Source organism: Zoogloea sp. JDB1 (genome assembly GCF_056724025.1).
In genome coordinates this window covers 926,085-951,173 of the sequence record NZ_CM161496.1, presented here as the reverse complement: position 1 = coordinate 951,173, position 25,089 = coordinate 926,085, and the positions used below count along the sequence as shown (strand labels likewise).

Below are 25,089 nucleotides of genomic sequence, written 5' to 3'. Positions count from 1 at the left end.
GTCAGCGTCCCGGCGCGGCGGCAGCCCCGGTCGGTGGCTCCACCGTGGGCGTGGAACCAATCGGGGCCATCGGAGTGACGGGAGACGGCACGGCATCGCCCATCGGCCGCGGCGGTACCACCGCCAGCACGATGGGCGTGTTGTTGTCCCGCCGCCGCAGGATCACCCGATCGGCAAGCACCCGCTCGATGCGCAGATCATCGTGGTAGGCCTGACCTTCCGAAACCATTTCCGGCGGTTGGCCATTGTCGGAAAGCATGGCGATCCCTGCCGATGTGCCATGACCGACCATCACGCTCTGCACCGTCAGCCCCATGGCGGTGGGGACTGGCGACGGTAAATCCGCATCCAGGGGGATGCCTGATTCAGCCACATGAATCCAGCCCATGTCCTCGGCAATCCACAGGGCTGCCACCACCACAACCCCAATGCGCAGCAATATGCGCCGCGTGCCGGCGCCGTCCAGTCCGCCCATTTAGCCCCCTTTGCTCCGTGCCCCTCCGTCCCCGATCCCATGCGGACGAAGACGTGATTCACAAATAGTCTAACGCCGCCCCGACTCGGGCCCGGATTGCGATGGCCCGGCGACAAAACCCAGCACGTCTTCGACGAAACGCTCCCGTTCCCACAGATGGGGCGCATGATCGACCCCTTCGTAGATGTGCAGCAGCGCGTCCGGGATGCGCTGCTGCACGAAATGCGCAGTACCCGTGGAGTAGAAGTTGCTCGCTCCGCCGTAGACCAGCAGCGCCGGCACCGGGATGGCCTGCAGCACGTCCCGGTAGTCGGCGGCCGTCAGGCTGCGCCAGCACTCGATCAGCGGCCCGGGTTCGAGGGCCTGCAGACGCTGGCGGGCGGTCTGGATGCCACTACCGTTTTCGGCGTACTTGGCGCGAGCCCGCTCGTTGTGGCCGTCGGCCGCCAGGCGCAGCACTGCCTCAGCGAAGTCCTGTTGCAGCTCGCCGATGAAGGCCGCATTGCGGCCGGCGTCGAAATCCCCGTAGATGCCGCTCTTCCAGTCGTCGTCGGTGAGCAGGCGCGGCGACTGGTCGATGAAGACCAGCCGCGACAGGCGGCCGGCACCGAAATCGCGCAGGTATTGCCACAGGGTCAGCGCACCCATCGAGTGGCCGACCGCTACCACCTGGTCGAGGCGGTAGTGGTCGAGCAGGTTCTGCAGATCGCGGGCCATGCGCGCGACGGTCGGCACCGTATCGGTCCGCAGCCCATGCCCGCCATGGCCGCGGGCATCCCAGCGATACACGCGGAAGCGGGCCTCGAAGGCTTCGATGAAGGGATTCCAGTCCCGGTGGGAAGACGTCCAGCCGTGCAGCAGCACCAGCGGCGGGCCGTCGCCGGAGATTTTCAGGTGGAGCTTTTCGCCGTCGTCGGCAAGGAAGTGGTCCATGGGCCTGACCAAAATGGGTGGATACCTGAGTGTAACGGACAAATATGCCGAATGATCAGCCGTCCACCGGCTGGAGCGGGGTTTCCAGGCGACGCTGGTAGAAGCCGACGTCGAGCCAGCGCCCGAACTTGAAACCGACTTCCGGCAGCGTCCCCGCATGCGAGAAGCCGAGCCGCTCGTGCAGCGCGATGCTGCCGGCATTGGCCATGTCGATGACGCCCACCAGCAGGTGATAGTCCTGCGTCGTGGCCGCCTCCACCAGACGTTCCAGCAAGGCCCTCCCGAGCCCTTGGCCACGGTGATCCCGGTGCACATAGACGGAATGCTCGACGGTGTACTTGTAGGCCGGAAAGGCGCGGAACGGGCCGTAGCTGGCGAAGCCCAGCAGCGTGCCGGCCTTGTCCACCACGCCGATCACCGGGTAGTTGCCGGCCGCCTTGGCTGCGAACCAGGCCGTCATGCTGTCGCGGGTGCGCGGTTGGTAGTCGTAGAGGGCGGTGGAGGTGGCGATGGCCTCGTTGAAGATGGCCAGGATCGCGTCGCCGTGTTCGGCGAGGGTGCAGGCTATGAAGTTCATTGGTGGGACGGAGGGCCGGACACAAGGGGCATTGTGCCGCAATCCACCGCACGCTCAGCGGTTGAACCAGCGCAGCTGCGTGCCCCAGTCGTGCAGGTCCAGGCGGGTCACTTCGCCGCAGGCGAAGTCGAGGCCAAGCCAGTGTTCTGCCGGCAGCTTGAGCAGATGGCCGGCCAGCGCGCGTAGCGGGCCGCCATGGGCGACCACCACCGCGGCGGGTGGCGGCGCGGCCTGCAGCTCGGCGAGGAAATCGTGGACGCGGGCCGCCATCTGGCGCGGCGACTCGCCGCCCGGCGGCGCGAAATCCAGCGGTGCGTCGGCCCACGCGTCAAGGGCGGCACGGCCGATGTCGTCGTAGCTGCGTCCTTCCCACTCGCCGAAGTGGATCTCCTTCAGGCGCGGTTCGAGCCGCGGGGTACCGAGGGCTTCGGCCAGCAGGCGGGCGCGGGCCAGCGGGCTGGCGTACAGCGAAAATTCTGCCGGCAGCAGCGGACGCAGGCGCACCGCCACGTCGGCGGCGGACTCGGCCAGCCCCAGGTCGGTCTGGCCGTAGCAGATCCCCGGCGCCACGGCGGGCCGGGGATGGCGGATCAGGTAAAGCTCCATGCGGCGAGCACCCCCAGGTAGATGGCGACTTCGGCGAGCTGCTGGGTGGCGCCCAGGCAGTCGCCGGTATAGCCGCCGAGACGGCGGGCGAACTTGCGCGCGGCCGCCACTGCCACCAGCGCGGCGACAAGCAGCGCCGCCAAGGCTTCCAGAGGCGTCAGCAGCAAAAGCGGCACGATGCCGGCCAGCGTGGCGATGCCCAGCTCGGTGGCGCTCGGGCGGCGCGCCACCGGCGCCGACTTGGCGCTGTCGTCGCTGCGCGCGTAGTCGAGCACCGCCATCACGCTCACGGCGGCGAGGCGCGACAGGGGATGGGCCACCAGCAGTGCGGCGATCACCGGGTAGTCGTCATCGGCGCCCAGGTCGGCGAGGGCCAGGTACTTGGCGAGCAACAGCAACACCAGGCCGATGGCGCCGTAGCTGCCGATCCGTGAGTCCTTCATGATCGCCAGCACCTGGTCCTTGGTCCACCCGCCGCCGAGGCCGTCGCAGGTATCCGCCCAGCCGTCCTCGTGGAAGGCGCCAGTGGCGCGGACGGTCGCTGCCATCGCCAGCACCACCGCCAGGTCCACCGGCAGCAGCTGCGCCGCCAGCCAGTAGGCCGCCGCACCGATCAGGCCGATCAGCCAGCCGACCAGCGGCAGGTAGCGCGCCGCGCGGCCCAGCTTGTCCGGCGCGAAGTCCACCCAGCCCGGCACCGGCAGGCGGCTGAAGAACGCAATGGCGATTAAGATCAGCTCAAGCTGGGCGCGGATCATGACGATGCGGCGGACTGGCAGCCGGTGGGGCTCACGCGTCCTTGCCGCTGACGCCGGCGGATTCGAAGCTGGCCATCTGGTTGAGGAAATTGACCGCCGCCTGCACCAGCGGGAAGGCCAGCGCGGCGCCGGTGCCCTCGCCGAGGCGCAGGTCGAGCTGGACCAGCGGCGCCGCGCCCAGGTGGGCCAGCTGCACGGCATGGCCGGGCTCTTCAGAGCGGTGCGCGAACACGCAGTAGTCGATAATCTCCGGGGCAATCTCGTAGGCCACCAGCAGCGCGCTGGTGACGATGAAACCGTCGATCAGCAGCAACATGCCGGCTTCGGCCGCGCCGAGCATCGCGCCGGCCATCATCGCGATTTCCAGGCCACCGTATTCGGCGAGCGCTTCCAGCGGATCGCCACGATGCCCACCCCGCGCCACGGCCTTGGCCAGCAAGGCGCGCTTGCGCATCAGGCCGGCATCGTCGAGGCCGGTTCCGCGGCCGATCACCACGTCCAGTTCGGTGCCAGTCAGGCAGTGGGTCAGCAGGGACGCGGACGCGGTGTTGCCGATGCCCATCTCGCCGAAACCGATCACGTTGCAGCCATCCGCGGCCAAGCCACGAACCAGCTCGCGGCCGCGGGCCAATGCAGCGTCGCGCTGGGCGACGGTCAGCGCCGGTTCTTCCAGATAGTTGGCGGTGCCCGGTGCCACCTTGGCGTCGATCAGGCCGGGGCGGCTGCCGAAGTCGTGGGCCACGCCGGCATCCACCACGGTAAGACCCATGCCCATCTGGCGCGCGAAGACGTTGATCGCGGCGCCCCCGGCGAGGAAATTCTCGACCATCTGCCAGGTCACGTCCTGGGGATAGGCGGATACGCCAGCCTTGGCTGCGCCGTGGTCACCGGCGAACACCAGCATGTGCGGGCGACGCAGTTCGGGGCTGAGGGTCTGCTGGATCAGTCCGATCTGGCGGGCCAGCGGCTCGAGGCGGCCGAGCGCACCGAGGGGCTTGGTCTTGGTGTCGATGCGCTGCTGGAGCGCGGGGGCGAGAGACTGGTCGGGACGGACGATGGCGTAGGTCATGGGACGCATCTGCGGACGGTGTCGAGGCCGCGGATGCTAGGACGCCCAAATCATTTGTTCAAGCGCCAGCGCCCCTGGAGGGCCGCCCCGCGACATCCGCCGGGCGGCCGCAAAGCCTTAATTGGCGCGGCTTTGCCCGCCCAGCGAACGGACCTGCAGGACGACCCGGCGGCTGTTGCGCACCTCGCGCTCCCACGCGCGCTTTAGCACGAAACGCAGTTCGTAGTCGCCAGCGACTTCGCCTATTACCGAAAAAACCTGACTGCCGTCGCGCCGCTGCGCGACCGTCGCCTGGCTTTCCTCGAGGCATACGCGGACCGCGCCGTTGGCGCCATCCACGTACCAGGTAGCGCCGCTGCCCGGGTAGGACGGCAGCGCAATGCGGCAGATCTGCCCGACGTTGCTGGCAAGGCGTTGAGTGCTCATGGTGTGGATCCCTTTTGTTTTTTTGAGGGATCGATGGTGCCGTGCAGCAAGCAGCGGCCGCTATGTGGCGGGACATCGCCGAACTGTGACCTATTACCACCCGCCCTTCAGGTCCCCTTGAGGACCAGCGGCAGGCCCGCGGCGACGAAAATCACCCGCCCGCACAGGGCCGCCACGGCCTGATTGAGACGCCCGGCCTCGTCGCGGAACAGGCGGCCCAGCGGACTCTCCGGCACCAGGCCGAGACCCACCTCATTGGCGACGAAGATCACTTTCCCCGGCAACTGCGGAATCAGCTCGAGCAACGCCGCACGCTCGCGGGCGAAGGCCGGCAGCAGCTCGGCACCGGCGGCCGACGGCAGGTTCTCGGCCCCGTCGAGCAGGTTGGCCAGCCACAGGGTCAGGCAATCGACAACCACACAGCGCTCCGGCGCTGTCGTCGCCTGCAGTGCCGCCGCCAACGCGCGGGGCGCTTCGACGACATTCCAGCCGGCCGGCCGGTCGGCCTGGTGGCGTGCGATGCGCACACACATTTCCTCGTCCAGCGCCTCGGCGGTAACGATCACATGCACGGCCAGGCCGCTGGCGGCGGCAGCCTGCTCGGCATGGCGGCTCTTGCCGGAACGGGCACCGCCCAGGATCAATTCGGATGACATAAGAGGCTCCAGCGGATTGACGCTCACGTCAACCCAATTCGGGAAGTGACTGATTTTGGTGCTATTATCGCCGCCGTTGTCGCCACAGGGCCGAATCGGTCCGGCGATACGCGTGCTCCAGGTGCTCCAGCGGCCGTCCAGGTCAGGAGTTAAACGGGAAACAGGTGCGCGTGCTTCCAAGGAAGCCGCAAGGCCTGTGCTGCCCCCGCAACGGTAAGCAAGCGCAAGGCGCATCACATAGCCACTGGGCCCGTCGGGTCTGGGAAGGCGATGCGTCCTGTCCGGTCGGCATTGTGCCGCACCGGCTCGGCTTGCGAGCCCGGATACCGGCCTCGATCACACAACAGCGGAAGTGCCACGGGGTGGTGGCAACGCGCGCGGCCGTGATCCTGTCCGGCCTTCTGCGGTACCTCCCCTGCGCTTCCACACGCAATCCACCCGAGTCGGCGGGGACGCCACCGGGTCCGGGAGAACCTGACAGATGATCATCCGACTTTCCACAGCTGCCCTGGCGGTCGCCTCCGCCTTCCCCGCCATCGCTCTGGCTGCCCCCGCCGAACAACCCACGGTTGTCGTTACCGCGACCCGTCAGGCCCAGCGTGCCGACGAGTCCCTCGCCGACGTGACCGTCATCGAGCGCGAGCAGATCGAACGCGCCGGCTCGACCTTCTCGCTGCCGGAACTGCTGGCCCGCCAGCCCGGCATCCAGATGGCTTCCAGCGGCGGCCCCGGCAAGGCCACCGACATCTTCATTCGCGGCGCCAGCCCGCGCCAGACCCTGCTGGTCGTGGACGGCATGCGCCTCGGCTCCGCCACTCTCGGCTCGCCGAGCTGGCAGGACATCCCGCTGTCGCAGATCGAACGCATCGAAATCGTCCGCGGCCCGGCTTCCGCACTGTACGGCGCCGACGCGATCGGCGGCGTGATCCAGATCTTCACGCGCAAGGGCGAAGGCGCGCCGAAGGTGGACGCCTTCGTCGGCGTCGGCAGCTACGGCACCCGCGAAACCTCTGCCGGCGTGTCCGGCGGCACCGACAAGCTGTCCTACTCGGTGCGCGGTGGCTACGCCGAGAGCGACGGCTACAGCGCCATCTACAGCAAGACCAAGCAGCCCTACTACTACAACCCGGACAAGGATCCGTACCGCAACAGCAACCTGTCGGCCAAGCTGAGCTACCGCGTGGCAGATGGCCATGAAGTCGGCGGCTCAATCCTCTACGCCACCAGCCGTAACCACTATGACTCGGGCCTCGGCTTCGACAACTTCAACGACGACGTGCAGAACGTCTGGAACCTGTACAGCCGCAACCGCCTCAGCGACGTCTGGACCAGCACCGTTCGCTTCGGCCAGTCCGTCGACGATTCGAAGGACTTCGCGTCCTACGCCCCCAGTGGCGCGTCGATCAAGACCACCCAGCAGCAATTCATGTGGCAGAACGACATCCGCCTGCCGATCGGTACCCTGCTCGCCGCCTACGAGAACCTGCACCAGAAGGCCGTCAACCAGGACACCTTCGACGTCGGCCGCTCGATCAACTCGGCCCTGCTCGGGTGGACCGCCGGCTTCGGCCCGCACAAGGTCCAGCTCAACGCCCGCCACGACGACAACAGCCAGTTCGGCGGCAAGACCACCGGCTACGCCGGCTACGGCTACCAGATCCTGCCGACGCTGCGTGTGCAGGGCAGCATCGGCAACGCCTTCCGTGCGCCGACCTTCAACGAGCTGTACTACCCCGGCTACGGCAACGTGAATCTGAAGCCGGAAAGCGCCTACAACAAGGAAGTCGGCCTGCTGTGGGAACAGCACGGGCAGAGCGTCAGCGCCACCTACTTCCGCAATCGCATCACCAACCTGATCATCAACGACCAGAACTTCATCCCGCAGAACGTCGGCAGCGCCCGCCTCGAAGGCATCAGCCTGGGCTACGGCGGCCAGCTCGCCGGCTTCGACATCGTCGCCAACATCGACTTCCTCGATCCGAAGGACCTCGACACCGGCAAACGCCTGCAGCGCCGCGCCAACAAGACCGGCAACCTAGCGATCAGCCGCAGCTTCGCGGCCCTCACCGTGGGCGCCGAATGGCAAGGCTCCGGCGGCCGCTACGACCGCACCAGCGAGGTCAACCCGATGGGCGGCTACGGGCTGGTGAACGCCTTCGCCAAGTACGCGCTGAGCAAGGAGCTGGGCCTCGAGGCACGGGCCAACAACATCCTCGACAAGCAGTACGAAACCGCCTGGGGCTTCAAGACGGCCGGCGCCAACGTCTTCTTCGGCGTACGCTACGCACCGAAATAAGCCCCATGCACGGAGGGACCATGGCCGACGGGCACGCCGCCGCCCGACATCAACCGGTGAGCATGCGCAACATGCGCATGCGCGCCCGGCTGGTCATCGCCGGCCTGATGGCGACGGCGCTGGCGGCCTTCGCCTGGTCCCTGTCGGCCGGCGCCATGCCGGTGTCCGGGCACGATCTGCTGGCAGCGCTGGGCAGCGGTGAAGGCAGCATGGAGGCGGACATCGTCCGCCAACTGCGCCTGCCCCGTGCCATCGCCGCCTTCGCCTGCGGCGGCCTGCTGGCGCTGGCCGGTGCGCTGATGCAGGTGCTGCTGCGCAACCCGTTGGCCGACCCCTACGTGCTGGGCATTTCCGGTGGGGCGGCGGTTGGCGCCCTGGGCACGATCCTGGCCGGAGCGACGGCCGGATGGATCGACACCGGCGCCTTCATCGGCGCCCTCGGCGCCACGCTGCTGGTCTTCGGCCTCGCCCACGGCGACGGTTCGTGGACGCAGACCCGCCTGCTGCTCACCGGAGTCATCGTCGCTTCCGGCTGCGGCGCGGCAGTGGCGCTGATGCTGAGCCTGGCCCCCGAAGGCCGGGTCAAGGGCATGCTGTTCTGGTTGATGGGCGATGCCAGCAGCGCCAGCCGGCCATGGCCGGCACTGGCCCTGCTGGTCCTCGGCCTGCTGGCCGCCCTGCCCTTCGCCCGCGAACTCAACCTGCTGGCCCGCGGCGAGATCACCGCCCGCGCCCTCGGCGTGCGCGTCGGCCGCCTGCGCATGCTGGTCTACGGTCTCGGCGCACTGCTCACCGCAGTGGCGGTGACCACCGTCGGCTCGGTGGGCTTCGTCGGCCTGATCGTGCCGCATCTGGTTCGCCTGGCCATCGGCAACGACCAGCGTCTGCTGCTTCCCGCTGCCACGCTGGCCGGCGGCGTGCTGCTGTGTGCTGCCGACACCGCCGCGCGCACGGTGGTCGCACCGATCCAGCTGCCTGTCGGCGTGCTGACCGCGCTGATCGGCGTGCCGGTCTTCCTGTTCCTGCTGGCAAGGCATCCACGATGAAGATGGATGTGCGCCCGCCAGTCCTCGCCACCGACCGCCTCACCGTTCAGGTGGGCCACCGCGACGTGGTAAAGGATCTGGATTTCACTCTGCAGCCCGGCGACACCCTGGTGATCCTCGGCCGCAACGGCGCCGGCAAGACCACCCTGCTGCACACCCTGGCTGGCCTGCGCGCGGCCGCCGCCGGCACCGTGCTGCTGTCCGGCCAGCCCTACGCCGCCTGGCCGCGCGGCCACGAAGCCTGCCTGCGCGGCCTGCTGGCCCAGAGCCAGCCGGATTTCTTCAGCGCGACGGTGCTCGAAACCGCCCTCGTCGGCCGCCACCCCTACCTCGGCCGGTGGGACTGGGAAGGGCCAGAAGACGAAGCGATCGCGCTCACCGCACTGGCCAGCATGGGCCTTGACAGCTTTGCCGAACGCCAGGTGCCCACGCTGTCCGGCGGTGAGCGCCAGCGCCTCGCCATCGCCACCCTGCTGGTCCAGCGGCCGCGCCTGTATCTGCTCGACGAACCGCTGGCCCACCTGGACCTGCACCATGAAGTCGCGGTGCTAGACCACTTCCGCGAGCTGGCCAGCGCCGGCGCCGGCGTGGCGATGGTCCTCCACGACATCAATCTGACCGCCCGTTACGCCAGCCACGTGCTGCTGCTCGACGGCGCAGGCGGCCATATCTTCGGCACGGCCGCCGAAGTGCTCACCGCCGAGCGCCTGTCGGCGGCCTTCGGCCATCCGCTGCGGGCCGTCGCCGACGGTACGGCAACGCTGTTCGTCCCAGCCTGAAAGCCGCTGGACACAGTCCAGACCTTTACTGTGCCTGTTGTAGCTGTTGGGCGAACTCAGTCGCTCCACAGGAAATCCACAGGTAACTCACAAGAAAACCACAAGACCCCAACGAGCCCACAAACACCTCCATGACCGACCACCACACTTCCTCCGATCCCGACCGCGATGCCCGTCACAAGACCCGCATGGAACGCAAGAAGGCCGTCGTCGACGCCGCCATCGCCGCCGCCACCGACCAGCGTGGCGTGCTGCTGGTGAACACCGGTAACGGCAAAGGCAAGTCCAGCGCCGCCTTCGGCGTGCTGGCGCGGGCCCTCGGCCACGGCCTCAAGGCCGGCGTAGTGCAATTCGTTAAGGGCCGCTCCGACACCGGCGAGGAAGCCTTCTTCCGCCGCCAGCCGGAAGTCAGCTGGCACGTGATGGGCGACGGCTTCACCTGGGACACCCAGGACCGCAGCGCCGACATCGCCAGTGCCAAGGCCGGCTGGGAACAGGCGCGGGCCTTCCTGCGCGACCCGGAGATCGGCCTGGTGGTACTCGATGAGCTCAACATCGTCCTCAAGTACACCTACCTCGATGTGAACGAGGTGATCGCCGACCTGCAGGCCCGCCCGCCGATGCAGCACGTCATCGTTACCGGCCGCGGTGCGCCGGAAGCGTTGATCGAAGCGGCCGACACGGTTACCGACATGGGCGTCGTCAAGCACGCCTTCAAGGCCGGCATCGCAGCCCAGGCCGGCCTGGAGTTCTGAGCAGGCGGCTGCGGTAAACCCCGGTTCTGCCGGGCGGTCCGGGCACGGTAAAGTTGATCCCTTCTTTCCGTTTGCTGCCCCGACCGCCATGCACCGCATCGTCTACCTGGAATCCGGCGCGCTGATCGCCGACATCCGTCGCCCCGCCTTCGCCCACGAGTGGACCGAATACGAGGCCACCGCCCAGCATGAGGTGGCGGAACGCCTGGCCGGCGCCACCATCGCGATCGTCAACAAGCGCCAGCTTACCGCCGAGATCATCGCCGGCCTGCCCGACCTGCAGATGGTGGCGATTGCCGCCACCGGCTACAACAACGTGGACCTGGAAGCCTGCCGGGCCCGCGGCATCGCCGTCGCCAATGTGCGCGGCTATGCCCGCGAGACGGTACCCGAGCACGTGCTGGCGTTGATGCTGGCCCTGTCCCGCCAGCTGGCGCCCTACCACCAGTCGGTGGCCGCCGGGCGCTGGCAGAAGAGCGAGCAGTTCTGCTATTTCGACTATCCGATCCGCGACCTGTCCGGACAGACCCTCGGCCTCCTCGGCAGCGGCACCCTCGGCCAGGGCGTCGCACGCCTCGCCGAGGCTTTCGGCATGAAGGTGATCCGCGGCGAGCACAAGGGCGCGGCGGCCGTGCGCGACGGCTACGTGGCCTTCGAACAGCTGATCCGAGACGCCGACGTGATCAGCCTGCACTGCCCGCTCAACGATGCCACGCGCCACCTGATCGGCGCCGCCGAACTGGCCGCGATGAAACCCACCGCGCTGCTGATCAACACCGCCCGTGGCGGCCTGGTGGATGAGGCCGCGCTGGCCGACACGCTGCGCGCCCGCCGCATCGGCGGCGCCGGCTTCGACGTGCTGACCGAGGAGCCGCCTACCGACAACCCGCTGCTGGCCGCGGACGTGCTCGCCGCCGGCAACTTCATCCTGACACCCCACGTGGCGTGGTCGAGCCGCGAGGCCATGCAGACCCTGGCTGACCAGCTGACCGACAACATCGAGGCCTTCGCTGCTGGCGAGGCACGCAACCGGCTGGTCTGAGGCTTCAGCGCCGGGCTCCGAGACCTGCCACCACCGCGAGCGGCACCCTCCCGTGGGGCCGGATTCATCCGTCCCCACAGAGCCGGACGGCGCTGCGGCTCAGACCACCTTCTTCGGCCGCCCGCGCTTCTTCGGTTCCGCGTCGCCCTTCGCCTCCGGCAACGGCGCCAGCAACGCGCGGATATCGTCCTCGCCGAACTTGACGCTGCCCTCGTGATCCTCCGCGAGGATACCGGCGGCCAGTTCGGCCTTCTTCTCCTGCAGGCCGAGGATTTTCTCCTCGATGGAGCCTGCCACCACCAGCTTGTAGACGAACACCGACTTGGTCTGGCCAAGGCGGTGGGCGCGGTCGGTGGCCTGGTTTTCCACCGCCGGGTTCCACCACGGATCGTAGTGGATCACCGTGTCGGCAGCGGTCAGGTTGAGGCCGACGCCGCCGGCTTTCAGACTGATCAGGAAGACCGGCACGTCGCCGTCCTGGAACTGGCGGACCGGAGTTTCCCGGTCCACGGTGTCGCCGGTCAGTTGCACGTGGCGGATGCGCCGCCCGTCCAGCTCCGCGGCAATCAGCGCCAGCATGCCGGTGAACTGGGAGAACAGCAGCACCTTGCGGCCCTCGTCCACCAACTCCGGCAGCATGTCCATCAACATATCCAGCTTGGCCCGTTCCTTCACCTTGGCGGCGGCATCGGTCTTCAGCAGGCGCGGGTCGCAGCACACCTGGCGCAGCTTGAGCAGCGCGTCGAGGATGACGATCTGGCTGCGCGCGAAGCCGCGGGCGGCGATCTCGTCACGCACGCGCTGGTCCATGGTCGCGCGTACCGTTTCGTAGAGGTCGCGCTGGCGGCCATCGAGCTCGACGCTGCGCACCACGATGGTCTTCGGCGGCAGCTCCTTGGCCACCTCTTCCTTGCGGCGGCGCAGGATGAACGGGGCGATGCGCTTCGCCAGCAGATCACGGCGCACCGTATCGCCGAACTTCTCGACCGGCGTGCGCCAGCGGGCGGTGAAGTCCTTCACGTCGCCGAGGAAGCCCGGCAGCAGGAAGTCGAACTGGCTCCACAGCTCGCCGAGGTGGTTTTCCAGCGGCGTGCCGGTCAGGCACAGACGGTGTTCGGCGCGCAGCGTACGCACCACCTGGGCCGCCTGGCTGGCGGCGTTCTTGACTGTCTGGGCTTCGTCGAGGATCAGCGAGTGGTATTCGTGGGCGGCCAGCTGTTCCCGGTCGCGCCACAGCAGCGGATAGGTGGTCAGGCACACGTCCGCGTCGGGGATCTTTTCGAAGGCCTCGGCACGACCGCTGCCGCGCAGGCTCAGCACCTTGAGGTCCGGCGCGTAGCGCTCCGCCTCCCGCTGCCAGTTGAAGACCAGGGAGGTCGGCAGCACCACCAGCGCCGGCTTGGCGAGGCGCCGGCCGCGCTTCTCGACGAGCAGATGGGCCAGGGTCTGGGCAGTCTTGCCGAGGCCCATGTCATCGGCCAGGATGCCGCCGAGGCCGTGGCGGCGCAGATGCTGCAGCCAGGACAGGCCTTCCAGCTGATAGGGGCGCAACTCGAGGGCGAAACCCTTGGGCGCCGCCACCGGCTTGATGGCGCCGACGCCGCGGATGCGCTCGATCCAGCGCTCCAGGCTCTCCAGCCCCCGGGCCCGCCAGCCGTCGCCGAGCACATCGGCCAGGCGCGGCGCATCGAAGCGCGACACGCGGATGCTGCCGGACGGGTTGTCGAAGAGGTCCACCAGCGTGCGGGCGATCGGCTTGACCCGCGCGGCGGCCAGCGCCACCCGGTCGCCGTCGTCGAGCTGGACGATCACCTGGCTGTTGTCGGGGATGCGTTCGATCAGCTTGGGGTCGAGCCAGCGCGCATCCTGCTTGAAAACCGCGTGCAGCAGCGGCGCCAGGTTCACCCGGCGGCCTTCCACCTCGACGCCGAGGGACACGTCGAACCAGCCGTCGTCGCTCTCCTCGATCTCCACGTGCCAGTCGCTGGCGACCAGCAGGCGGTGGCGGAAATCCCGCGGGCACTCGATGTGCCAGCCCACCTGGCGCAGCACCGGCGCGACGAGGGAAAAGAAGTGGCTCCAGTGGAGTTCGCTCTCTAGCCCGTACAGACCTTCGGTCGGGATGCCCTGGCTGATCAGCCAGCCGCGCTTGAGGGGCAGGAAACCAGCCGCCAGGAAGGCCTGCCAGGCAGCCTGCTCAGCTGCAGGATCCCGCTTCACGCGCACCGCGCGGCCGTCCTGCAGGGTTGCCACATCGTGGGTGGAGCCAGGCTCCAGGCGGGCTTCGCCATAGGCGAAAGCGGGGCTCGCCACGTCGTATTCATTGCCACTGAAATCCGCTTCGTAGCCGCGATGGCGGCGCCAGCTCCAGCAGTAGATGCTGGTCAGCGTCAGCACCGGACGGCACGGAGCATCCACCACCGGCAGCTCGACACCCTTGCTCCCCTGCGGCGAGGGCAGGGCCGGTGCAAGCTCGGCCAGCGCGCTGGCCACCACCGGCAGCTCCACCGCCGACAGGGCCGGCAGGCCCAGCAGTTCAGCGATCACCGGAGCGTCGTCTACCTGGATACGGCCCGCCTCGCCGCGGCTGCTATCGATGTAGGCCAGCGGTTCGGTGCGCAACACCAGCGTAGCGGCTGGCTCGGCGGCCACCCGGGCTTTGATGCCGTTTTCGCTGGGCACCCATTCCAGCACAGCTGGCCGCAAGGCGCCGTTCCGCAGCGGCTGAGCATGGCTGCGACCATCCATTTCCAGGTAAGCCCGCCCGGTCGCCACCGCCGCTTCCAACACGGCCAAGCCCGGCGCACCTTCGAGCAGCGGCCAACCGTAGCCGCCACCAAGCCGGTTGGCCTCACGCAGCAAGCGGAAGATGTGCAGATCTTCATCGCGCACGAAGGCCGGCGGGCGCAGCAGGGCCTGTTCGTAGTTGGTCCACTCGCTGGCCGAGCCGGTCAGCTCGCCATCGGCCCCGGTGCGTGCCTTGACCAGGCTGAACTCCAGGCTGTCGCTGCCCAGCTGGCGGATGATGCGGCACAGGTAAAAAATGCTGTCCCGCGGCGTGGAGGCCTTGCGCACCTTCGCGGCCTTGTCCACCCGCTCGCGCAGCGTACGCACCCAGGCCAGCACTTCGGCGCGGGGCTTGTCCACCAGCTTGCCGGGTCGGCGCGCGGCGAGGATCAGCGCGGCGGCGTGCTTGCAGCGGCTACCCACCGGGCAGGTGCAGCGGGTGTTCAGCTCGATGGAGCTTTCGCCGAAGAACTCGCGCCGCTCGATGCGCACGCTGACCCGGTAGGGCACAGGCTCGGTGCCCTGCACCAGGGCCTGTAGCTGGTTGCCGGCCGCCTCGATGTTGCGGACGCGACCGATGTAACCCCGGGCACGGGTCAACGCATTGGCGGTGAATAATTCACTGAGGAGGGTGTCGTCGAGCTGGGAGAGAAGACGGGCGAGATCCATGCCGGCAGTTTCTGGCGGGCGAAAGGCGGAATTCTAGGCGCACTCGCCGCCTCCGCGAAACCTCAGCCGCGGGCATCGCGGCCGGTATCGAGGGAAAAGCCCGCCGCATCGAGCAGCGCCGGCAACACTTCGGCGGCGCGCAGGCACAGGCGGAAATCCACCCTTTCGCTGAGCGGGGTATGGCCCGGGTTGATCTCGATGGTCGGAATGCCGCTCTCGATCGCCCACATCACCGGCCCCGCAATGTACGGAAAGGCACTACCGGTGCCGACCGAGACGACCAACTCCGGCCCGGCGGCGAGCACGCTCTCGAAGCGGTGCACGGCCTGGTCGGGCAAGGCTTCGCCGAACAGCACGACATCGGGGCGCAGGATACCGCCGCAATAGGGGCATTCGGGCGGGATCGTCAGACCGGCGTAGTTGTCCACATGGCGACCGCGCCCGCAATCGACGCAGCGCAGGCGACGCAGCGTGCCGTGCATTTCGATGACGTCACGGGAACCGGCCTCCAGGTGGAAACCGTCCACGTTCTGGGTCAGCACCGTCACGCCATCGCGCAGCGCCTCCAGGCGGGCGATGGCGTAATGGCCGGCATTGGGATGGGCGCCACGGCAGCTGGCCTCGATCTGCGACAGGAAGCGCCAGGTGATGTCGGGCCGCCGGGCGAACATTTCACCGGACAGAGCCTGCTCGATCGGCAGGCCGATATCGGTGTGGGTGTCTTCGTAGAGGCCACCAACGCCGCGATAAGTCGGCAGGCCGGAATCGGCCGACAAACCGGCGCCGGTAATGAACAGAATGCGCTCTGCGGTAGCAAAAAGGCGACCTGCGGCCTCGATTTGGGCAACGTAGTCGGCTAGGGTATGGTTTGTCATGCTGAATCCCTGACGCTTGACGACGGGAACAGCCCGCCGGCCGCCATGTTGCGGCGCGTGCCGCCGAAAGGCAAATGCCATTTAGCATAAGGCCCCGAATGATCGGCGAATCGGGGGCCATCGAGGAGGACCGGAACGACCATGTGCCAGCTACTGGGAATGAACTGCAACACGCCCACCGACATCTGCTTCTCCTTCGCCGGTTTCCAGGCCCGCGGTGGGCTGACCGATGTGCACGGCGACGGCTGGGGCATCGCCTTCTTCGAGGGCCGTGGCGTGCGCGTCTTCCTCGATCCCAAGGCCAGCAGCAAGTCACCAGTGGCCGAGCTGGTACGCAACTACCCGATCCATTCCCTCAACGTCATCGCCCACATCCGCAAGGCCACCCAGGGCGTGGTGACGCTGGAGAACACCCACCCGTTCCAGCGTGAGCTGTGGGGACGTTACTGGGTGTTCGCCCACAACGGCAACCTCAACAGCTTCGATCCCGAACTGCACGGCTATTTCCAGCCGGTCGGGCAGACCGATTCGGAACGCGCTTTCTGCTACCTGATGGAAGCGCTGCGCCGCCAGTTTCCGGAAGGGGAGCCCTCACGGGAAGCACTGTTCGCGGTGGTGCGCCGCGTGGCCGCCGAAGTAGGCCGCCACGGGGAATTCAACTTCTTGCTTTCCAACGGCACTTGCCTGTTCGCCCACTGCGCCTCGCGCCTCACCTACATCGTGCGCAAGGCCCCGTTCGACCAGGCTCACCTGAAGGACCAGGACATCACCGTGGATTTCCGCGAACTGACCTCGCCCGGCGACCGGGTCGCGGTGGTCGCCACCACGCCGCTCACCGACAATGAAAAATGGATGCCGATCGAGCCGGGCAACCTGTTGCTGTTCGTCGATGGCGCACCGGTGGACGCGGGTCCTGCAAACACATTTGCCTTCATCCGGCAGGAGCCTGCAGCGCACTGAAGATTAGTGTCAAAATGAGCGTACATTGCATTTGCATGCGGAAGACGGGCCGCACCCAACCGCAGAGCGGCAATCCGACAGGATCACCATCGTTCATCACAACCTGACCGCAGTTCATCATCGCCATGCCGACAAGTTCACCGAAAGACTGCCCCCTGTGCTTCCCAGTTCCGGAAATCGTGCTCTGGCAGGACGCCAGCTGCCGGGTCATCCGGGTGAACGACCGGGACTATCCCGGCTACTGCCGACTGATCTGGAATGAACATGTCGCCGAGATGAGCGATCTGTCTCCCGCCGATCAGCGCCATTGCTTCAACATCCTGATGGCGGTCGAGGTGGCCCTGCGCGAGTGCTTCCAGCCGGCCAAGATCAATCTGGCAAGTTTCGGCAACGTGGTGCCCCACCTTCATTGGCACCTGATCCCGCGGGAACTCAATGACCGGCACTTCCCCGAACCGATCTGGGGCCAGGCGCAGCACAGCAGTTGCTGCACGGTACGCAGTGTGGACGATGCACGGCTGGCCCTGGCTATCCGCAACGCGATTGCCGAACAACTTTCCGGCTGAAGCAGGGAGCCCAGCCATGGCCGATAGCCAGCAGACGACCTACACAGACCTGCGCAGCGTCGAGCAATACCGCAAGCTGCTCAGAAATCTACACACGCTCAACGCCAGCGAGAGCCATGCCACCCTGGTACGCATGCTTGAAGGCTTGCTGGCCAGTCCGCTGGGACCGGAGGAACAACTCGAGGTCCTCGAAGCATCGCGTCAGACGATCACTTTCGTCCAGCACGAGATGTCGTCCCGCTACGCCGCCCACCCGCTACCTCCCGATAGTGCCGAGGACGCCACGCTGCGCCAAGTGGTCCGCCTGTGGAGCGCATTGAGCACCGCCTATGCCCGCCTGGCCGAAAGCCATGTCAGCAGCTCGGAAGAATTCCGGGCCCAGTTGCCCCTTCTTGTCCAGCGCCGCATCCAGTATCTGGGGCAGATCATCATCGAACATTTCCGGGCCCACCGCTCCGAACCACCGGGGGCATGGAAGGCGGTCCATGATGCCTATCTCGAAGCAGACCGGGCGGGTGCGACGCACAGTCGGGTCATCGACCCCCTCAACAGCACCTGGAAAGCCCAGAGCCCGGATGAAGCCTATATCACGCTGTTGCTGATCGATCTGACCAATCCTTACGGACGCAATCAGCGCGAACTCAACTGGATCTGCCGCTGGGCCCAGCGCTTTGCACCATATTGCGTCCTCCAGACCACCTGGGAACAGGACGATGTCCGCGCCTACGGCCTGGATCCTAACGAGGATCACGGACTGCGCCCGGTCGCCCTGATCGGCTCACGGCCAGGCATGCGCCGTTTCGACGGCCATCGCCTTGCCGCCCAGATCAAGGCCATGCTGACGGAATTCAAGCAGGGCACCAGCCCGGCATCCCTCGGCCTCGGCGACGATTGCTCCCAGCCGGCATGCGCCCGGTTACTGGTTTCCCTCTATCGTCCGTGGGGCATGTCGGCCGCCGGGCGGCGCTTTCCCCGTCGCAACAAGAGAGGGGAAAACAAGATCTGCACCGATTGGGACGGCATCGGACTGCTCGTATCGGGACGGCACTTCGAGCCCCCCAATCACCGTCAGCTGATGGGAAGCCGCTACGACATCAATGTGATCACCTTCGGCACACGGGCGGAAGAGAGCGTAACCCCGCCGCTGCTCGATGCCGAAACCGAGGCCATACGGCGCGGTTCGAACATCGACGCCTGGGAAACGGTCGATCACTCGGTATCGGGCTTTCGGCTGCGGCGCAAACATCCGGTGCAGCGCATCGAGCATCACCAGCTGGTCGGCATCAAGCCCAGCGACGGCACCCATTACCTGCTGGGCCAGGTCAGCTGGCTGATGTACGAACCGGATAGCACACTATTGACCGGTATTCACCTGCTGGCGGGCCTGCCGAGCAGCTGCGCGGTTCGCGGCACCGGCATCAACGTGAGTCCCAGCGACCCCTATGCACAGGCCTTCCTGTTGCCGGAGATCCCCGCCATGCGGGCACCGGCAACGATCGTGCTGCCGGGTAGCTGGTTCCAGGCCGAACGGGTACTCGAGGTGCACACCGGCTCGGCCAGGCAGATCCGCCTGACGAACTTGGTTGCTCGAGGCACCAATTTCGACCAGGCCACCTACGAATACGTGCAGAACTGAACTGTCCGGGCGTCAGGCCACCAGGCGCCGGACCGGGAAGCAGGCGGTGAAGCGACTGCCGCGGCCCGGTTCACTGTCGATCAGCAGATCACCCTGATGGCGACTCAACACGTGCTTGACGATGGCCAAGCCCAGCCCGGTACCGCCGGTTTCCCGTGAACGCCCCCGGTCTACCCGGTAGAAACGCTCCGTGAGGCGGGGAATGTGCTCAGGAGCGATCCCGATGCCATCGTCTTCCACCATGTATTCGACGACCGCGCCGCGCTGTCGCCAGGTGAGACGGATGTGGCCGCCAGCCGGCGTGTAGCGCACCGCATTGATGGCGAGATTCATCAGGGCGCTGTAAAGCTCCTTACTATTGCCCAGCAGACGGGCATGGGTCGAGCAATCCAGGCTTATCGTGTGGCGGCCACCGGACACCACTTGTGCCTCCTGCTGGATCTCCTTGAGCAGGGTCGCCACGTCCACCGGCTCTTCGTGAAGGATGGGCGCACCGGTTTCCAGTGCCGACAGCGTCAGCAGATCCTGGATCAGGCGCTGCATGCGGCCGGCCTGCTCGGCCGCCAGACCGAGGTAGTGACGAATATCGTCCTTTTCCAGGTCATCGAGGCCATCGACGACGGTCTCTAGAAAGCCGCTCACGACGGTCAGCGGCGTGCGCATTTCATGGGACACATTGGCCACGAAATCACGACGCATCGCCTCCAGGCGTTCACCCTGAGTGATGTCCTCCGACATCAGCAAGCGCATGTCGTCGCTGAAGGGCACCACGTGAACCATCAGGGTCCGTCCAATGGGACGACCAGCGGTGACGACCAGCGGCTCTTCGTAATGCCCTTCCTGCAAATAACGCACGAAATCCGGCTGACGAACGATATTGGTCACCGGTGCCCCCTGGTCGCGTGCCCTATCCAGGCCGAAATGCTGCTCGCCCAGGCGGTTGACCCATTCGATGGTGTTACTCGTCGACAGGAACAGCAGACCGTTGGGCATCGCCTGGCTGGCCTCGCGGAAACGTTCCAGCGCCGCGGACAGGCGCTCTTTCTGGCGGCTGGCAGTACGCGCCCGCCGATTTACATCGGCAAACACGTAATCCCACAGGCCGAAGGCCCGCGGCAGCGGGACCGCCTCGTCCACCGGTGTGCGCAGCCAGCGGACCAATTTGAAGAGATTGTTGATGTGATACAGCCCGACCAGCAGCAGCGCTACCGAGAAGGTGGCGAGTGCCGGAACCAGGCCGAAGAAAACGCCAACCGCGATCGCGAGCAGCGCGATGACCGTCAGAACCGTGAAAACCGCGACACGGACATAGCTGATCGGCCGGATTTCCGTAACTTCTTCCAGAGGCGCTCCCACAGATCAGCGCACCGCCGCCGGCGTCTCCTGCTGGGTCGAGAAGCGGTAGCCGCTGCCGCGCACCGTCTGCACCAAGCCATCGTGGCCGGTGGGTTCGAGCGCACAGCGCAGGCGGCGGATGTGCACATCGACAGTGCGCTCCTCGACGAAGACGTGGTCGCCCCACACTTGGTCGAGCAACTGGGCACGGGAATGGACGCGTTCCGGGTGAGTCATCAGGAAATGCAGCAGACGGAATTCAGTCGGGCCAAGGGTAATCGGGTTGCTGCCCGCTGCCAAGCGATGGGTGGCGGGATCGAGGCGCAGGCCGCCCAGTTCGACCGGATCCTCGGTGGTTTCCGGAGCCCGGCGGCGCAGCACCGCCTTGATGCGGGCCACCAGTTCTCGCGGCGAAAAGGGCTTGGTGATGTAGTCGTCGGCACCGGATTCGAGGCCAAGCACCTTGTCCTGCTCCTCGCCGCGGGCCGTCAGCATGATCAGTGGAATACCGCGGGTACGCTCCTCGCCGCGCAGACGGCGAGCAAATTCAACCCCCGACATGCCGGGCAGCATCCAGTCGAGCAGGATCAGGTCGGGCAGTGCATCACGAACGATGCGCTGGGCGGTTTCCGCGTCCGACGCTCGCACCACATGGTGCCCGGCGCGCATCAAATTGGCAGCGATCAGTTCCTGGATGGCGGGTTCGTCTTCGACGAGCAGGATGGTGGCAGGCATGGATACCTCGGTGGAATCTCTGGACGCAGGCAGTGTATTTCAGCAACTTGAACTTTTCATGACATGTCACACCCGTCGATAGCCGTGCAATGACCGCCTTCAAGGGGAGCCAGGCCCACCTTCGAGTATCATTCGCACATTGCCCATAGAACTGACGGAGCCCCCCATGGCAGGCCTGCACAAGGACGTCCCCATCCCCACCGAGATCAAGCTGCACCAAGTCTCACGCCGGATGGAAATTGCCTTCGATGACGGCAAGCGTTTCGAGTTCACTTATGAGTTCCTGCGCGTCTTTTCCCCTTCTGCCGAGGTGCGCGGCCATGGCGTCGGCCAGGAAGTCCTGCAACTGGGCAAGCGCGACGTGGACATCACGCGCATCGAACCCGTCGGCAACTACGCGATCCGCCCGGTTTTCTCCGACAGCCACGATAGCGGGCTGTATTCCTGGGACTACCTGTACGACCTCGGCGAAAGGCACGACGAACTGTGGGAGTCCTACCTGCTCCGCCTCGCCACCGAGGGCGGCAGCCGGGATCCCGCCGATCTGCCGCCGCCGGCCCCGAAAACCGGCGGCTGCGGCCATCACCACTGAATCCCGATCGCTGGCAGCTTGCCGGTGATCCCATGCTTCGCTCCCATTTCCAGATCATGAACGACAAGACCACCCACTTCGGCTTCCAGAAAGTGGCCGAATCCGAAAAGGCCAGCAAGGTCCGCGGCGTTTTCTCCTCCGTCGCCAGCAGCTACGACGTGATGAACGACCTGATGTCCTTCGGCCTGCACCGCCTGTGGAAAACCTTCACCGTGCAAATCGCCGGTGTCCGCAAGGGCGACCGGGTGCTCGACGTAGCAGGCGGCACTGCCGACCTGTCCCTGGCCTTCGCCAAGAAGGTCGGACCGACCGGACAGGTGTGGCTCACCGACATCAACCACGCCATGCTGTCCCGCGGCCGCGACCGCGTCGTGGATAGCGGCTTCCTGCTTCCGGTCGCCCAGTGCGATGCGGAGAAGCTGCCCTTCCCCGACGATCACTTCGACGTAGTGACGGTGGCCTTCGGCCTGCGCAACATGACCCACAAGGATCAGGCCATTGCAGAGATGCGCCGCGTGCTGAAGCCCGGTGGCCGTCTGCTCGTGCTGGAGTTCTCCAAGGTCTGGAAACCCCTCGCACCCGCTTACGACTTCTATTCCTTCAAGCTGCTGCCACTGATGGGCGAAAAAGTCGCCAAGGACGCCGATAGCTACCGCTATCTGGCCGAAAGCATCCGTATGCATCCGGACCAGGAATCCCTCAAGACCCTGATGGAAGAGGCTGGTCTGGCCCGCGTGGAGTATTTCAACATGACCGCCGGCGTTGTCGCACTGCACCGGGGTTACAAGATCTGAACTGCTGGCGATGCTTCGGGCACAGGCTCCTGGCACCGCGGGGCAGCAACCCAGTATCACGCGGGGGCCACGGGTCCCCGCAATTCTTGATGGAGTGGAGATGCTTGCCTCATCAGCCATTGCCGGTCTCAACCACCTACTTGCCGATGCCCCCTGGGCCCGGGAACGCTTGGTACCATTTGCGAGCCGGGTCGCTGTGCTTCGCCTGAATCCGCTGGAACTATCCCTCGGCGTGGACGGTGACGGCTACTTCAACGAAGCTACAGCCATTGAGCCGGATGTCACGCTGGAGCTGCCGCTGGGCACGCTGCCAAAAGCCATCACCGGTGGCACGGACGCACTGATGGCCGACATCCGCATCAGCGGCAATGCCGACTTCGCCGACACCCTCGGTTTCGTCTTCCGGCAACTCCGCTGGGACGGCGAGGAGGCCCTGGCCAAACTGGTTGGCGACATCGCCGCTCACCGAGCGGTGACAACAGCGCGGGATATCATCGGCTGGCAGCGCCAGGCGAGTCGCAACTTCGTCGACAACCTGGTCGAATACTACAGCGAAGAGCGCCCGGTATTGGTCAAGCGCCACGCGCTTGAAGAGCTGGCCAGCGCCAGCGCCGAACTCCGCGACGATCTGGCACGGCTCGACAAACGTCTGGGCAGACTCGAATCCGCTCGCCCTCAGACGGCACGCTGAAATGCCCGCACCTGCCACCGAGCCGGGTGCAACGGATACCAGCATGGGCGAATGAGTTCGCCCCCACCGCGGCCATATAGCAAGCAGAAAAGAGAAGGGGCAGCCCTTGCGGACTGCCCCTTCTCTTTGCAACCGATCGTCTCGATCAGTGACCGCGCTTCTTCAGCTTGCTGATTGCCGCGATCTGGGCCAGAGCCGATGCCAGTTCGGACTGGGCCTTGGCATACTCCAGGGCGGAACCCTGGTTCTGCAAGGCTTCTTCCGCCAGGCGCTTGGCTTCCAGCGCCTTCGCTTCGTCCAGATCCTTGCCACGGATGGCGGTATCCGCCAGAACCGTCACGAGGTTGGGCTGGACTTCCAGCAGGCCGCCGGCCACAAAAACTAGTTCCTCTTCGGACTGGTTCTGGACCTTGACGCGCACGGCACCCGGCTTGATCCGGGTCATCAGCGGCATGTGGCCGGGCAGAATTCCGAGCTCGCCAGCTTCGCCGGGCAGAGCTACGAATTCGGCCAGACCGGAGAAGATCTGCTCTTCCGCGCTGACGATATCGACGTGAATGGTCATTGCCATAGCTATTTCCTCCTCAAACCGACGACGCTAGGCGCCGCCGGGCGATGGTCGCATTGATCAGAGGGTCTTCGCTTTTTCGAAGACTTCTTCGATCGGGCCGACCATGTAGAAGGCCTGCTCGGGCAGGTGGTCCACTTCACCGCTGAGAATCGTCTTGAAGCCCTTGATCGTTTCTTTAAGGGGAACGTACTTGCCGGGGGAACCGGTAAACACTTCCGCCACGAAGAACGGCTGGGACAGGAAACGCTGGATCTTACGGGCACGGGCGACAAGCAGCTTGTCTTCCGGAGCCAGTTCATCCATCCCCAGGATCGCGATGATGTCGCGCAGTTCCTTGTAACGCTGAAGGGTCTGCTGCACGCCGCGAGCGGTTGCGTAGTGCTCTTCACCCACCACCAGCGGATCGAGCTGACGGGAAGTGGAGTCCAGCGGATCGACGGCGGGGTAGATACCCAGCGCAGCGATGTCACGAGACAGCACGACGGTCGAGTCGAGGTGGAGGAAGGTGGTCGCAGGGGACGGGTCGGTCAAGTCATCCGCAGGCACATACACGGCCTGGATAGAGGTGATCGAGCCCACCTTGGTAGAGGTGATACGCTCCTGCAGACGGCCCATTTCTTCGGCCAGCGTCGGCTGGTAACCCACCGCGGAAGGCATACGACCCAGCAGCGCGGACACTTCGGTACCGGCCAGGGTGTAGCGGTAGATGTTGTCCACGAAGAACAGGATGTCACGACCTTCGTCACGGAAACGTTCGGCCATGGTCAGACCGGTCAGCGCCACACGCAGACGGTTGCCCGGGGGTTCGTTCATCTGACCGAACACCATCGCAACCTTGTCGAGAACGTTGGAGTCCTTCATTTCGTGGTAAAAGTCGTTCCCTTCACGGGTACGCTCGCCCACGCCGGCAAACACTGACAGACCGCTGTGCTGCTTGGCGATGTTGTTGATGAGCTCCATCATGTTCACGGTCTTGCCCACACCGGCACCACCGAACAGACCCACCTTACCGCCCTTGGCGAACGGACAGATCAGATCGATAACCTTGATGCCGGTTTCGAGCAGATCCACGGAGGGAGAGAGCTCGTCGAACTTCGGAGCCTTCTGGTGAATAACGCGGCGCTCGTCGCATTGGATCGGGCCGGCTTCATCGATCGGGCGACCCAGCACGTCCATGATGCGGCCCAGGGTGCCGTGGCCAACCGGCACAGCGATACCCTTACCGGTATTCGAAACTTGCATGCCGCGACGCAGGCCGTCCGAAGACCCCAGCGCAATGGTACGCACAACGCCATCACCGAGCTGCTGCTGAACTTCGAGAACCAGTTCAGAACCAGCCAACTCGAGGGCGTCGTAAATCTTGGGCATCGCGTCGCGCGGGAACTGCACATCCACCACGGCGCCGATGCATTGAACGATCGTTCCTTGACTCATCGTCGTTTCCCCAAACTTGTTAAACC

25 protein-coding genes and 1 riboswitch are annotated in these 25,089 nt (G+C 66.1%); of the genes, 11 read left to right on the top strand and 14 right to left on the bottom strand.

The annotated features are described in order from the left end of the window. Position 1: 1 nt before the first annotated feature. The 8 genes from AC1PPK_RS04190 to cobU form a co-directional block, all read right to left on the bottom strand. Positions 2-475 (bottom strand): hypothetical protein, encoded by a 474-nt coding sequence (locus AC1PPK_RS04190; protein WP_481116595.1) that lies wholly within the window; start codon positions 473-475, stop codon positions 2-4. Positions 476-544: 69 nt separating this feature from the next. Further along, positions 545-1,408 carry an alpha/beta fold hydrolase gene (locus tag AC1PPK_RS04185; protein WP_481116594.1) on the bottom strand — a complete coding sequence of 288 codons (864 nt, stop codon included), beginning with the start codon at positions 1,406-1,408 and terminating at the stop codon, positions 545-547. Positions 1,409-1,463: 55 nt separating this feature from the next. Then, complete coding sequence (locus AC1PPK_RS04180) at positions 1,464-1,985, bottom strand: N-acetyltransferase family protein (RefSeq protein ID WP_481116593.1); 522 nt, start codon at positions 1,983-1,985, stop codon at positions 1,464-1,466. A 54-nt stretch (positions 1,986-2,039) separates the two neighbouring features. Beyond that, positions 2,040-2,591 (bottom strand): alpha-ribazole phosphatase family protein, encoded by a 552-nt coding sequence (gene cobC, locus AC1PPK_RS04175; protein WP_481116592.1) that lies wholly within the window; start codon positions 2,589-2,591, stop codon positions 2,040-2,042. Beyond that, positions 2,576-3,346 (bottom strand): adenosylcobinamide-GDP ribazoletransferase, encoded by a 771-nt coding sequence (locus AC1PPK_RS04170; RefSeq protein WP_481118182.1) that lies wholly within the window; start codon positions 3,344-3,346, stop codon positions 2,576-2,578. The genes cobC and AC1PPK_RS04170 overlap by 16 nt, the downstream gene beginning before the upstream one ends. 34 nt (positions 3,347-3,380) lie before the next feature. Beyond that, positions 3,381-4,427 (bottom strand): nicotinate-nucleotide--dimethylbenzimidazole phosphoribosyltransferase, encoded by a 1,047-nt coding sequence (gene cobT / locus AC1PPK_RS04165; protein WP_481116591.1) that lies wholly within the window; start codon positions 4,425-4,427, stop codon positions 3,381-3,383. Between the two features lie 108 nt (positions 4,428-4,535). Next, positions 4,536-4,844 carry a protease inhibitor I42 family protein gene (locus AC1PPK_RS04160; protein ID WP_481116590.1) on the bottom strand — a complete coding sequence of 103 codons (309 nt, stop codon included), beginning with the start codon at positions 4,842-4,844 and terminating at the stop codon, positions 4,536-4,538. A gap of 107 nt (positions 4,845-4,951) precedes the next feature. Further along, a complete protein-coding gene (gene cobU / locus AC1PPK_RS04155; RefSeq protein ID WP_481116589.1) occupies positions 4,952-5,500 on the bottom strand; it encodes a bifunctional adenosylcobinamide kinase/adenosylcobinamide-phosphate guanylyltransferase in 549 nt (182 codons plus the stop codon). 102 nt (positions 5,501-5,602) lie between these two features. Further along, a riboswitch (cobalamin riboswitch) is annotated at positions 5,603-5,849 on the top strand. A gap of 132 nt (positions 5,850-5,981) precedes the next feature. Here cobU and AC1PPK_RS04150 point away from each other — a divergent pair. From AC1PPK_RS04150 to AC1PPK_RS04130, 5 genes are all read left to right on the top strand, one after another. Then, the gene (locus AC1PPK_RS04150) at positions 5,982-7,796 is read left to right on the top strand and encodes a TonB-dependent receptor domain-containing protein (RefSeq protein WP_481116588.1); all 1,815 of its coding nucleotides are present in this window, start codon (positions 5,982-5,984) and stop codon (positions 7,794-7,796) included. 62 nt (positions 7,797-7,858) lie between these two features. Then, positions 7,859-8,842 (top strand): FecCD family ABC transporter permease, encoded by a 984-nt coding sequence (locus tag AC1PPK_RS04145; RefSeq protein ID WP_481118181.1) that lies wholly within the window; start codon positions 7,859-7,861, stop codon positions 8,840-8,842. Then, the gene (locus tag AC1PPK_RS04140; protein WP_481116587.1) at positions 8,839-9,621 is read left to right on the top strand and encodes an ABC transporter ATP-binding protein; all 783 of its coding nucleotides are present in this window, start codon (positions 8,839-8,841) and stop codon (positions 9,619-9,621) included. Before AC1PPK_RS04145 ends, AC1PPK_RS04140 begins: the two co-directional genes overlap by 4 nt. A 131-nt stretch (positions 9,622-9,752) precedes the next feature. Next, entirely contained in the window at positions 9,753-10,376 is a 624-nt protein-coding gene (gene cobO, locus AC1PPK_RS04135; protein WP_481116586.1) for a cob(I)yrinic acid a,c-diamide adenosyltransferase, read from the top strand. A gap of 88 nt (positions 10,377-10,464) precedes the next feature. After that, on the top strand, positions 10,465-11,418 hold the full coding sequence (locus AC1PPK_RS04130; protein ID WP_481116585.1) for a D-2-hydroxyacid dehydrogenase: 954 nt from the start codon (positions 10,465-10,467) through the stop codon (positions 11,416-11,418). Positions 11,419-11,517: 99 nt separating this feature from the next. On the opposite strand, the gene AC1PPK_RS04125 is transcribed toward AC1PPK_RS04130, so the two are convergent. Further along, positions 11,518-14,874, bottom strand: a complete 3,357-nt coding sequence (locus tag AC1PPK_RS04125) for an SNF2-related protein (RefSeq protein WP_481116584.1) — start codon at positions 14,872-14,874, stop codon at positions 11,518-11,520. 62 nt (positions 14,875-14,936) lie between these two features. Further along, complete coding sequence (locus AC1PPK_RS04120; protein ID WP_481116583.1) at positions 14,937-15,749, bottom strand: SIR2 family NAD-dependent protein deacylase; 813 nt, start codon at positions 15,747-15,749, stop codon at positions 14,937-14,939. A gap of 141 nt (positions 15,750-15,890) precedes the next feature. Between AC1PPK_RS04120 and AC1PPK_RS04115 the strand changes: the two genes are divergently transcribed. From AC1PPK_RS04115 to AC1PPK_RS04105, 3 genes are all read left to right on the top strand, one after another. Continuing rightward, on the top strand, positions 15,891-16,709 hold the full coding sequence (locus AC1PPK_RS04115) for a class II glutamine amidotransferase (RefSeq protein WP_481116582.1): 819 nt from the start codon (positions 15,891-15,893) through the stop codon (positions 16,707-16,709). A 179-nt stretch (positions 16,710-16,888) separates the two neighbouring features. Then, entirely contained in the window at positions 16,889-17,275 is a 387-nt protein-coding gene (locus AC1PPK_RS04110) for an HIT family protein (RefSeq protein WP_481116581.1), read from the top strand. A 16-nt stretch (positions 17,276-17,291) separates the two neighbouring features. Further along, complete coding sequence (locus AC1PPK_RS04105) at positions 17,292-18,911, top strand: hypothetical protein (protein ID WP_481116580.1); 1,620 nt, start codon at positions 17,292-17,294, stop codon at positions 18,909-18,911. 12 nt (positions 18,912-18,923) lie between these two features. Here the strand turns inward: AC1PPK_RS04105 and phoR are convergent, their stop codons facing one another. Both phoR and phoB read right to left on the bottom strand, forming a co-directional pair. Continuing rightward, positions 18,924-20,267, bottom strand: coding sequence for a phosphate regulon sensor histidine kinase PhoR (gene phoR / locus AC1PPK_RS04100; RefSeq protein WP_481116579.1), 1,344 nt, complete (start codon positions 20,265-20,267; stop codon positions 18,924-18,926). A 3-nt stretch (positions 20,268-20,270) separates the two neighbouring features. Next, complete coding sequence (gene phoB, locus AC1PPK_RS04095; protein ID WP_481116578.1) at positions 20,271-20,981, bottom strand: phosphate regulon transcriptional regulator PhoB; 711 nt, start codon at positions 20,979-20,981, stop codon at positions 20,271-20,273. A 166-nt stretch (positions 20,982-21,147) separates the two neighbouring features. On the opposite strand from phoB, the gene AC1PPK_RS04090 reads away from it, so the two are divergent. The 3 genes from AC1PPK_RS04090 (at position 21,148) to AC1PPK_RS04080 (ending at position 23,058) form a co-directional block, all read left to right on the top strand. Continuing rightward, positions 21,148-21,573, top strand: a complete 426-nt coding sequence (locus AC1PPK_RS04090) for a gamma-butyrobetaine hydroxylase family protein (protein ID WP_481116577.1) — start codon at positions 21,148-21,150, stop codon at positions 21,571-21,573. 56 nt (positions 21,574-21,629) lie between these two features. Next, positions 21,630-22,367 (top strand): bifunctional demethylmenaquinone methyltransferase/2-methoxy-6-polyprenyl-1,4-benzoquinol methylase UbiE, encoded by a 738-nt coding sequence (gene ubiE / locus AC1PPK_RS04085; RefSeq protein ID WP_481118180.1) that lies wholly within the window; start codon positions 21,630-21,632, stop codon positions 22,365-22,367. A 100-nt stretch (positions 22,368-22,467) separates the two neighbouring features. After that, positions 22,468-23,058, top strand: coding sequence for a ubiquinone biosynthesis accessory factor UbiJ (locus AC1PPK_RS04080; protein WP_481116576.1), 591 nt, complete (start codon positions 22,468-22,470; stop codon positions 23,056-23,058). Between the two features lie 145 nt (positions 23,059-23,203). On the opposite strand, the gene AC1PPK_RS04075 is transcribed toward AC1PPK_RS04080, so the two are convergent. Then, positions 23,204-23,629, bottom strand: coding sequence for a F0F1 ATP synthase subunit epsilon (locus AC1PPK_RS04075; protein WP_481116575.1), 426 nt, complete (start codon positions 23,627-23,629; stop codon positions 23,204-23,206). A gap of 57 nt (positions 23,630-23,686) precedes the next feature. Further along, positions 23,687-25,063, bottom strand: coding sequence for a F0F1 ATP synthase subunit beta (gene atpD / locus AC1PPK_RS04070; RefSeq protein ID WP_481116574.1), 1,377 nt, complete (start codon positions 25,061-25,063; stop codon positions 23,687-23,689). Positions 25,064-25,089: the final 26 nt, after the last annotated feature.